Source organism: Pseudomonas sp. (assembly GCF_050739655.1).
Lineage (GTDB): Bacteria > Pseudomonadota > Gammaproteobacteria > Pseudomonadales > Pseudomonadaceae > Aquipseudomonas.
Genome location: NZ_JBOIBY010000628.1, coordinates 1 through 5189 on the forward strand (window position 1 = coordinate 1; position 5189 = coordinate 5189).

General features: G+C 60.6%; 4 protein-coding genes. All 4 read right to left on the bottom strand.

Annotation, left to right across the window (positions count from 1 at the left end):
* Positions 1-209: 209 nt before the first annotated feature.
* Entirely contained in the window at positions 210-1640 is a 1431-nt protein-coding gene (locus ACRESJ_RS29915; protein WP_431761107.1) for a PLP-dependent aminotransferase family protein, read from the bottom strand.
* Between the two features lie 213 nt (positions 1641-1853).
* Positions 1854-2558, bottom strand: coding sequence for a hypothetical protein (locus ACRESJ_RS29920; protein ID WP_431761108.1), 705 nt, complete (start codon positions 2556-2558; stop codon positions 1854-1856).
* Positions 2559-2838: 280 nt separating this feature from the next.
* Positions 2839-4344 (bottom strand): HAMP domain-containing sensor histidine kinase, encoded by a 1506-nt coding sequence (locus tag ACRESJ_RS29925; protein ID WP_431761109.1) that lies wholly within the window; start codon positions 4342-4344, stop codon positions 2839-2841.
* Positions 4341-5060, bottom strand: a complete 720-nt coding sequence (locus tag ACRESJ_RS29930) for a response regulator transcription factor (RefSeq protein ID WP_431761110.1) — start codon at positions 5058-5060, stop codon at positions 4341-4343. The genes ACRESJ_RS29925 and ACRESJ_RS29930 overlap by 4 nt, the downstream gene beginning before the upstream one ends.
* Positions 5061-5189: the final 129 nt, after the last annotated feature.

Genomic DNA, 5189 nt, shown 5'->3' on the forward strand with positions numbered 1-5189 from the left:
GCGGCGTGTCAGACGCCATTGATGGTGAAAGTGCCGGCTTCATCGCTGGCAAGCCAGCTCCCACAGTAGATCGGATGTGAGTGGAGAATGTGTGCACGACGACGATCAACCTGTGGGAGCTGGCTTGCCAGCGATGGCGGCGTGTCAGACGCCATTGATGGTGAAAGTGCCGGCTTCATCGCTGGCAAGCCCGCTCCCACAGGGTTGTGCTAAATCTGGTGGTTGAGCAGGCGCCCCAAAGTCCCCAGCGCCTCATCGATCCTTGGTGAAAACGGCGTCCCGCAACCAAGGCGCACAAAGTGCTGGAAGCGCTTGGCATTGGAAAAGATATCCCCAGGTGAAATCTGGATGCCGACGTTTAACGCTTCATGAAAAAGCGCCATGGACGAATGCTGTGCAGGCAGTTCCACCCATAGCAGCGTGCCGCCTTGCGGATGGCTGACTCGGGTGCCTGCGGGAAAGTAGCGGGTGATGGCGGCGCTCATTTGCTGGCGCTGTTGGGTCAGGGTTTTCCTCAGACGCCGCAGGTAGCGTTCATAAGACGGTGTCCCCATGAACGCACTGACCGCCAATTGCGACAGTGTTTCGCAACCTCGGGTCTGGGTGTGCTTGAGCATTTCCACGCGTTCGTGCCATTTCCCGGCGCTGATCCAGCCCAGGCGCAGGCCGGGTGCCAGGGTTTTGTTCAGCGAGGCGCAATAGATCACGTTGTCGGTGTGGTCCCAGTGCTTGAGGGTGGACAACGGTTGCTCTGTGTCCACCAGATCCCCATAGGTGTCGTCTTCGATCAGCACGGTATCGTGCTCGGCGCATAACTGCACCAGTCGTGCCTTGAGGGTGTCGGGCATGATGCTGCCCAACGGATTGTGCAGGTTGGGCATGACGATCAGTGCCTTGATCCGTTCAGGCCCTTGCAGCAGATGTTCAAGGGCCGGCAGGTGAATGCCCGCGTGGGTCGATGCCGGGACCTCCAGTACCCGCAGGTTCAGGCTTTCAAGAATTTGCAGCAGACCGTAAAAGGTCGGCGATTCCACGGCCACGGTATCGCCGGGATGAGTCACCGCGCGCAGGGCCAGGTTGATCGCTTCGGTAGCGCCGTTGGTGATCACGATCTTTTCCGCGCTCAGATGGGTTTTGGCGGTCAGCATTCGGCGCGCTAGCACGTTGCGCAATATGCTGTTGCCGCTGGTCGGGCTCGTCATGTCCAACAAATGCTGATCCTGGCGCAGCGCCTTGATCATGTTGTCCTGCAGGTTCTTCAACGGATAGAGCGGCGGCGCGCAGTAGGCGCTGGCGAAATTGACCTTGACCGTCGCCCGCTGACTGGCCTTGAGCACCGATGACACTTGTTCGTGAATGCCGACGTAGACGCCAGTATCCAGCGGTGCAGGCGAGGCAATCGGCGTGGGTTTGGCCGGCGTGTCGGGCTGGCGAATGTAGTTGCCCGAGCGTGGCCGTGCTTCCAGCACACCATAGTCTTCGAGCTCCCGGCAGACCTGCACGGCGGTCGACAGGCTGACGGCATGTTTTTCCATCATCAGGCGGATCGAGGGGAAGCGTTCACCGGTTTTCAGGGTACCGCTGCGGATGGCGTGCAGATAGTGATTGGCTAACTGACGGTACAAGGGCGTGGTGTTCATGATGACCTCAGCAATCGCACCACTGAGGTCTTGGGCTGGAAAGTGAGTTGGCGCTCCCCGCAGGCGGACCCGTGGTGCTGTTGGGTGAAGGGAAGTGTGTTTCTGGTGTTGATACTGGAGGAGTAAACGCGTATTTGCCGCAATCGCAGGCAATAAAAAGCCCCGCACTGGGCGGGGCTCGGGGTGTTGCGGCGCGTGGTGCGCTGTGGGGAATTACTGCGCGGCGATGCTGTAGCCGTCGAACGCAGTCTGCTGCTGCAGGGCGGTGATGATGTTCTTGCGATTGATCGCTTGTTCAGCACCGGCATTGTCCAGGAACGTCTCGCTCTCCAGCTCCGCTTCGTCGCCTTCGCCAACGAAGGTGAAACCAAGGAACTCCAGCGCTTCACGGTCAACACTCAGGCGCGAACGCGGTGTGCGCAGCGGCAGTGTGACGCTGATGCCGTCCTTGCTGATGGTGAACACTTCTACTTCTTTCTTGGCCTTGGCGGCCTTGCTCTTGCCGCCGCTCGGGTTGCTGATGGCCTGGTGCGTCTGGTTCAGCACTTTCAGGGCCAGACCGTAGACGATTTCCTGAAAGGCCGGATCGTCCTTGAAGCTGGACAGGATGCGGCTGATCGGGAACTTGCTACTCAGGTCTTCCAGGGCAGCGATGTCAGCGGCCTCGGCGTCCTTGAGCTGCTTGAGCTCGCCCATCAGTTCGTAGGCCTTGTCATCGTCGAAGCTGTCGTGGGCCTGACGGATGGCGGCGCGCAGTTCGCGGATCTGGTCGCTTTCGCGGCTGGACTGGAACGCGTCCAGCACCATCTCGCTGATGGTTTTCGCCTGGGACACGTGTTGTGAAAGATTGATGGAGTTTTCGTATTCCGCTTTGGACGACAAGGTGACTACGGATTCAGCGGTATTGGAATCGGACATTGAAATTTCACTACTTTTTTCAGCTTGAATAGAGGCGAGAAAGCGCGGGGGCTTTTTCCGGCCGCCTAATTTATTGGACCGGGGCGGCGTTGTCACGGAGCAATGGCCAGACGGACAATTTCCATCAACACACAACCCTGTAGGAGCTGCCGAAGGCGGCGATCTTTTGATCTTGAAAAACAAAATCAAAGGATCGCAGCCTGCGGCAGCTCCTACAGAACACCGCGGGGTGTCAGGTTACGAGCGTAATCGTTGACGTTCTTCGCGAGCGAGCTCGCTCCTACAGGGGTTGTGTGTTCAGGTTCATCGACTGCACAGCGGTCTCTTCATCCTTGGGCAATGAAAAACGAAACGTCGCCCCGCGCCCGGGCACATCGATCAACTGAATCTCGCGCCCGTGCAATTGCAGGATGCGATGCACGATGCGCAGTCCCAGCCCGCCGTCACGCCTTGCGCCGCCGATATTGAACGGGCGCAAGAACAGACCTTCGCGCAGTTCGGGGGCGATGCCTGGGCCGGTGTCGCTGACGGTCACTTCGATGAACGAGCCTTGCGGGCGCAACCCGAGTTCGATTTCTCCACCTTGCGGAGTGTGGCGCAGGGCGTTGTCGAACAGGTTGGTCAGCACCCGTTCGATCAGCCCCAGATCGGCGCAAGCTACCGACACGTTGGGGGCGAAAGTAGCCTTGAGTTCCACCTGACGCGCTTCGGCCGTGAGTTCGAATTTCTGGAAAATGTCCTGGGCCAGGTCAGTCAGGGAAAAACGCTCCAGCACCGGTTGCACGAAGCCGTGCTCCAACCGCACCAGCTCCAGCAGCGATTGCGCCAGCCCGCCAACCTTGCGGCTTTGATCCAGCGCAATGCCCAGGTAACGACGGCGATCGGCGGGGGACAGTGTGGCGTCCTTGAGCGACAGGGTTTCCAGGTAGCCATGTAGTGACGCCAGCGGCGTGCGCAGATCGTGGGAGATGTTCGCGACCAGTTCACGGCGTTCCTGATCCTGGCGGGTCAACGAGCGCCACTGTTCACCGAGACGTGCCTGCATTTGTCGGAAGGTGGCGTCGAGGATGGCGATTTCATCGTGGCTGGCGGTTTTTTCCAGCGTGACGGGCGAGGGCGTAGTGACCGGTGCGCCGTCGATGTCGAACCGGCTGACGGTGTCGGTCAAACGGCGCAACGGTCGGGTGATCAGGGCAAATGCCGCAAGGCCGGCAATCAGGCACAGCAGCGCGACCAGTCCGATGGAGAGCAAGGCGGTATTGAGCGCCGCGCTGGTCGCACCGCGCTCGGCCAGTCGATCATGGTCTTCACCGAGCAGCACCACGTAGAGATAACCGGCGGGCTTGCCATCGACCTTCAAAGGCGCGGCACTGAACACCTTGCGGGCATCCACGCTGCGCGGGTCGTCGCCGAGGATCGGCAGGGGATCGTCCCTGAGCAGGCGCTGGATCGGCGCCAGGTCGACCCGTTCCCGATGTATTCGGCCTTCGGGCGCGGCACTGCCGACAATCTTGCCCTCGGTGTCGAGCAGGTACACCTCGACGCTCGGGTTGACCTGCATCAGTTTGCTGAACAGATCACGCACCGCATTGGGCATCAAGCCCTGAGTGTCCATCAGCACGGTGTCGCGGGCGATGTGTTGCGCCAGGTCCCGGGACAACCCTTGCACCACTTCCTGCTCATGCATTTGGTTGGAGCGCACCTGCAACCAGGCCGAGGTGCCGCAGCACACCAGCAGCAAGACGGCGAACACCAGCGACAGGCGCTGCGTCAGGGTCAGCCTCATGGCAGTGACTCCTCACCGGTGGCGAATTTGTAGCCGCGACCCCACACCGTGAGGATGCGCACCGGCTGCGCAGGATCGGTCTCGATCTTGGCGCGCAGACGGTTGATGTGGGTGTTGACCGTGTGCTCGTAACCTTCGTGGCTGTAACCCCACACGGCATTGAGCAGGTCCATGCGTGAAAACACTTTGCCGGGCTGGCGGGCGAAGAAATACAGCAGGTCGAATTCCCGTGGCGTGAGGTCCAGGCGCCGACCGTCGAGGGACACTTCGCGGGTGATCGGGTCGATGGCCAGACCTTCGATGAGCAGGCTGCCAGAGTCCATCTTCAGATTGCGCGCCATGGCGTCGACCCGGCGCAGCAGCGCCTTGACCCGCGCCACCAGTTCGAGCATGGAAAAGGGCTTGGCCAGGTAGTCATCGGCACCCAGTTCGAGGCCGAGAATACGGTGCACTTCACTGGAGCGCGCGCTGGTGATGATGATGGGTGTGTAGCGGGCCATGGCGCGGGCGCGGCGGCAGATTTCCAGGCCGTCGACGCCGGGCAGCATCAGGTCAAGGATCAGCGCATCCCAGTTGCCTTGCTGCAACAGGCGCATGCCTTCATTGCCATCGGCACTGTGCACCACCTCGAACTGCTCATCACGCAGATGCAGGCAGATCAGGTCGGCGATATGCAGGTCGTCCTCGACCACTAGGACGCGTTTGGTCTGTTCCATCCAGCTCATCCCTCGGCGCAATGAGCGCATGCCATTCGGCTAATGTGCAAAACCTGTGGGAGCGGGCTTGCTCGCGAAAGCGTCAGCTCAGCCAGTATCACCATCGACTGACACTACGCCTTCGCGAGC